The organism is Mycobacterium sp. (genome assembly GCF_035623875.1).
GTDB lineage: Bacteria > Actinomycetota > Actinomycetes > Mycobacteriales > Mycobacteriaceae > Mycobacterium.
The window spans coordinates 1-5,345 of the sequence record NZ_DASPSP010000317.1; the positions used below are offsets into that span (position 1 = coordinate 1).

Annotated in this window: 3 protein-coding genes; 2 read left to right on the plus strand and 1 reads right to left on the minus strand. The window is 64.2% G+C overall.

What is annotated here, in order from left to right:
• Positions 1-196: 196 nt before the first annotated feature.
• Positions 197-2,212, minus strand: a complete 2,016-nt coding sequence (locus VEI45_RS25520) for a glycoside hydrolase family 172 protein (RefSeq protein WP_324857487.1) — start codon at positions 2,210-2,212, stop codon at positions 197-199.
• Positions 2,213-3,116: 904 nt separating this feature from the next.
• On the opposite strand from VEI45_RS25520, the gene VEI45_RS25525 reads away from it, so the two are divergent.
• The gene (locus VEI45_RS25525) at positions 3,117-4,196 is read left to right on the plus strand and encodes an NlpC/P60 family protein (RefSeq protein WP_324857483.1); all 1,080 of its coding nucleotides are present in this window, start codon (positions 3,117-3,119) and stop codon (positions 4,194-4,196) included.
• A 160-nt stretch (positions 4,197-4,356) separates the two neighbouring features.
• On the plus strand, positions 4,357-5,345 hold a 989-nt coding region (locus tag VEI45_RS25530; RefSeq protein ID WP_324857485.1), incomplete at its 3' end, for a serine hydrolase domain-containing protein.

A 5,345-nucleotide genomic window follows, 5' to 3' on the forward strand; every position in this document is an offset into this window, starting at 1 on the left:
CCTCGAGTCCGTCGAGGATCCACACCCCACCGAGACCGACAACGACGCGCCAGTGAAACCGCGCCCAGGGCAGTCGGTCCAGCCGTGCCGGCACATGCGTGGTGATGGTTCCGGTCTGCACGCCTTCGCTCATGCTGCTCCGTTCTGGGTCGAACAAGGTCTACCCCAGCTCCCGGTAATCCAACACCCCCGCCCGTCACGGCCCCGGGCGAGTCAGCACGGCGTCGACGTGGTAGCGGCTGGCTGTCCAGGGCACGGTGTCGGGGATGGGTGTGAGCGTGACGGTGACCAGGTTTTTGCCTGCGGTGAGACGCTCAGGCACGAGATAGGTGTCGTCGAGCCAGCGGTGTGAGTTGTTGCTGCGGGGCTCTAACCAGATCCCGGCAGGCGTGCCGTCGATAGCAACGTCTGCCGATTGAAAGCCGACGAGTTGGTCCGACGTGCGGCGCAGCAGGATGCCGTGGTTGTCCGGGCCGATGAGGACGTGGAATGTGATTGCAGCATGGGTCGCGCTGACTACACCGGCGATCGGGCGAGTGTCGTCGCTGCCCTCGTATTCGCTGACCGGCAGCTGATCGGTGACGTCGCCGTCGCTGTACCCGTGCAGCAGTCGACTGACCGGATCGGTGGGGTTGACGTCGTCGCTGGGGGTGGCGGTGTCGTCTGGCTGTGTGTAGAGGAACGCGGTTGAGCTGTAGGCGGGTTGCACCATATTGCGTTTACCGTGCTCAATGCCGAATCGGATTGCGGAGTGGTAGTCGATGGCGTCGGCGAGCATGAGCCGATAGACCGCCACACAGTAGTCTGCGCAGCCACCGCGGGCCGTGCGTTGATCGGGTTGGCCGGTAAGGGGGTCACTGTAAGTGGTGCCGTTGTGGAAGTACCAGCCGCCCTCGTAGAAGTCCTCGGTGCCGGTGCCGTACCACTGCGGCGACGCCGAACCGTCGGTGTAAACCCGTTCGGCTCCTTCAAGGAAGTAGGGAGAGTCATCACCAAACGACGTTTTGATCCGAGAACCGCGGATGGTGTGGCTGACGCCGACGAACTTTCCGTGGCCTTGTTCGTCGGCGAACAGCCAGTCCTGACCGATCGTCGTTGGTCCGGCGTGCGAACGTGCGGTGAAGTAGCCCGCCCGCCCGCTGGCCAGCGCGGGTGCCCACTGCGGGTCGGGTGTGAACACCACGTCGCTGTCGAGCCCGGTTACGGGACTGTCGGTGGTGTTGACGAGGGTGACGTGGGCGGCACGGGCGAAAGGCATTGGCCACCAAGCTGCTAACGACAATGATCCGTCGGGTCGTGGGATGGTGGCGAACATCAGCGACCGCACGTTGTCGGCGCCCAGTCCGGCGCCGAAGAATTCCCCAAGTGGCGAGTCAACCAGCATTCGGCCGTCGAACTCGATCTGCAGCCGCAACCCGGCAAGGAGTTGACCGGCCCGTTGTGCTAGCTGCAGGCGGAGTGCCGAGATGCTGCCCGAGCCGGCCGATTCCGCAATCTGCAGCCCGCTGCCGGCGGGGATCTGGTTGACGCGACGGATATGCCGTGCTGCGGGTGCTGCCGGTTTGGGGTCGACGGTGCCGGCGGCGCGGAACGTGGCGAGCACGTCCAGGGCGGGGTCGGAGCGCGAGAACGTCGTCACGCCGTCGGCTGTCGAAAACCGGCGATAGTCAACGTGGTAGTACTCCAAATGCGATGCGACGCTGATCCGCATCGACTGCCGGTAGGGCATCGGCACCTTGATGTAGACGCCTCCCGGCGACTGCGTGGCATTGGCCACCAGAGGCCACACGAACGGCGCGCCCAGCGCGCCGTCGACCAGCGATTGCAACGGCGCGTCGATCACCGTCCGGCCATCCAGGTCGATGCGAATCTTTCCGAGGGCGGTCACGTTGCCGCCGTCGCGGGTGAACCAGATCGAATCGATCTCGCCGGCGCCGCGATCTTCGGCGACGACGCAGCCGGCACCACCGGACGCCAGGCAGCCACCGCTGCCGTTCTTGTTCCCGGTGGAGATGTCGAAATTGCCGCCGCTTCGATCGAAGCTCGACAGCTGAAGGGCTTGTGTGTCGGCGTTCAGATACGGCAAGCGATCCAATCGGCGGTAAGTGTCCCAGCCCACGGTCTTCTCGCCGACCGCTCTAGAAACCGGCTCGGCCGGTGCGGCGGCTGCGGCAGCAGCACCGGCGATCCCCAGCAGTAGGAACGCGAACATCGCCGACAACGCGCGAACAGCGACCGGCATGGGAGCGACCGAAGTACTCAACACAGAGCAGTCCATCATCGTGGCTCCCTGTTCTGCGAGCGAAACGAAAAATATGTCACTTCGGACCGCTCAACCGACACGCCGATTGGGCAACCGCTGAGGGGCTTGCAGGGCTGTCAGAATTGCTCACGGCGCGAAAATGCCGTCGGGAGGACAGTTTTCAGGTATTCGCGCGCAGGAAAACTACTCGTAACCGGTTGGAGGATCAGAATCGGTATGTGGTACTCGGACACCAATACTGGGTTGAGGGCCTACTTCAGGCTGGTCGCCTCGCGTAGTGCCAGTACGACCATCGTTTTGTGGGTCCATCGGATGATTTTGGCGACGATGCAGGCTGAGCTGGCACTATGGCCAACGAAACATGCTGGAGCACGACGCTAATCGATAGGTCCTACTAACGCCGTGGCAGACCACCCCCGAGCCCGGCGGTCCTGCCACACCCGCCGCACCGCCACCGCCAGCTGAGGCTCCGCCGGTACCCGTCGCATCGCCACCAGCGATGGCACCGGCACTGGCTCTCGCGCTCTCGCTGTAAACGCACCCTCCAATTCGCCGACGGCACGGTCGACAACGGCCAGATCGAAGCCCCGAGCGTGCACGTCAACACCGGCGGCGACGACTGCCTGACGGCCGCTCAGACGCGGCAGCCGGCAGCGGTGCTGCTAGTCGCAGCCGATGAGGTCGACGGTTACCACGACGGATGACCAGGCTGGGCCGCGTCGTCCGCTTGGGTGGCGGGGTCGAGGCACAAAACCCTGTCAGACCCCGAAGACACACTACGGACGTCGCTTAGCGGCCGCGCGTGCGCAGAGCTTCGACGGACCGTTTCCATGGTGGGATACTCGCCGTGGTTATGACCAGACCAGCGACCGGGTGCTTCACCCGAACAGTGCTTGCCGGTGTCTTGTCCACCGGGCTGGTGGCAGCATGCGTAACCGCTGCGCATGTCGACCATTCCCCGCATGTCGACGTCTCCCCGCCGTCGGGGACATCTAGCGCCTATGTCGCTGTTTCGGTGGCCACGGTGTGGACCACGCCGCAGAGCCCGCGTCCGGTCGATCATCCCGCCCTGACAAATCCGGTCGATATTCGCGGCTGGCTGTCGGATATGACGCCGGACCAGCAGGAAGCGCTCAGCTCGGACAATCTCACCCAGACGCAGGCCCTCTTCGGCGACCGCGTCTCTGTGGTGGGCGAGCAGGGCGACTGGGACGAGGTAGTGGTCCCCGGCCAGCCCGCACCGAACAATGCCCTGGGCTATCCCGGCTGGATTCCCAAAGCCCAGTTGACGACCAACCCGGTCTACGGCGAACTGAAGAAATCCGCGCCCTTCGCGCTCGCCGATCGCGGCATCACCACCTGGCTGTATCGCGATTCCGGACTCTCCGATCACGACCTCGAGATCAGTACCAACACCAGGCTTCCCGTCCTGAGCCGCACCGACAAGGCGGTTTCGGTGGCCACCCCCGCTCGCGGCCCGAAGTGGCTGGATGCCCGAACGGTGGCGGTCTATGAAAAGCCCACGGACATACCGCATCCCACCGGAGCCGATCTGGCCCGGTACGCCGCCGTGTTCGTGGACGTCCCCTACCTGTGGGGCGGCCGTGCCGGGTTCGGGTTCGACTGCTCCGGTTTCACCTCCACCATTTACCAGGTGTACGGCATCACCCTCCCGCGCGATGCCGGCCCGCAAGCCGCCGACAGCCAGGGCCGCCCCGTCGACAAATCCGGGTTCCAGCCCGGCGATCTGCTCTTCTACTCGCACGGCAGCAGGGACCCCGACAATCCCGACGCGATCTACCACGTGGCCATGTATTCCGGGAACGGCGAGATGATCGAGGCATTCGACAAGGGGATACCAGTGCGCATCACCCCGGTTCGACTGGACGAAGACTACTGGGGCGCGCGCCGCTACCTCGACCAACCGCGGTGATAGACCAACGCCTCCAACTGCGCTCTCCCGCCGCACGGTCCGGTTACCGTTAGAAGTCGCCGTTTTCCAGCAGGTCGTGACCGCGGATCGCGACGGTCACATATAGCCTGGGCCGTAGATGTCTCAAACATGAAGCTGGCGTCAAACCCGGAGCGGTCCAATGTTCGGTAAGCCATCTGCGCGAAAGGCCATTGCTGCTGGAACTGTCTTGCTTACACTCGCTGCGGCTTGCTCACGTGGCTATGCAGCGCACACAGCAGTAAGCGACAGCGCGCGGGCAACGCAGGCGCCGGATGCGGCTCCCACACGCGCGCAGGCAACGCAGGCACCGGATGCGGCCCCCATAGCTGACTTCGCAACGGTTTCCAAGCTGGTAAACGATGCGATTGCGGCACGGCGGCTGCCAGGTGCTGTGGTTGTGATTGGGCATGGTGGCAGGATCGTCTTCCATCGGGCTTTTGGTTCGCGCAAGCTTGCCGGCGCGCCGGGGCTGGATGGATCGCCCGCACCTGCGGAGCCGATGACCGAGGACACCATCTTCGACGTGGCGTCGTTGACGAAGTGTCTCGCGACGGCCACTGCTGTCATGCAGCTTTATGAACACGGCATGGTTGCGTTCGACGATCCGGTGCAGAAGTATTTGCCCGACTTCAACGCGGCGAACGATCCACTGCGCGCACGGGTGACGGTTCGGATGTTGCTGACGCACACGTCAGGCGAAGCGGACGACGTCAATCTGCACGATCCGTGGGGACTGGACGCAGCCGATAAAGCAGCGGGCATTCGTCGTGCGCTTACCACGCCGCTGCAGTCGGGTCCCGGTGCGGTTTTCCGCTACTCCGACATCAACTACATTCTGCTTGGCGCGCTGATCGAGAAACTCACCGGCGAGGCAGAAGACGTTTACGTTCAGCAGAATGTGTTTGCGCCGCTTGGCATGCAAGAGACCCGCTATCTTCCGCCGGCCAAAGCATGCGGTCCGCACACGATGCGAGGAGCTGCGATTGCCTGGGCTCCCGCGCCCAAAGGGCGCATGCGGGTGGCCTGTCCCGCAGGTACCTGGAGCACCAGTGTGTTGGCGCGCATCGCACCAACGGCAATTGATGACCAAAGCAACGCCGATCCGGGCCAGAATCCCGATTTTGATTT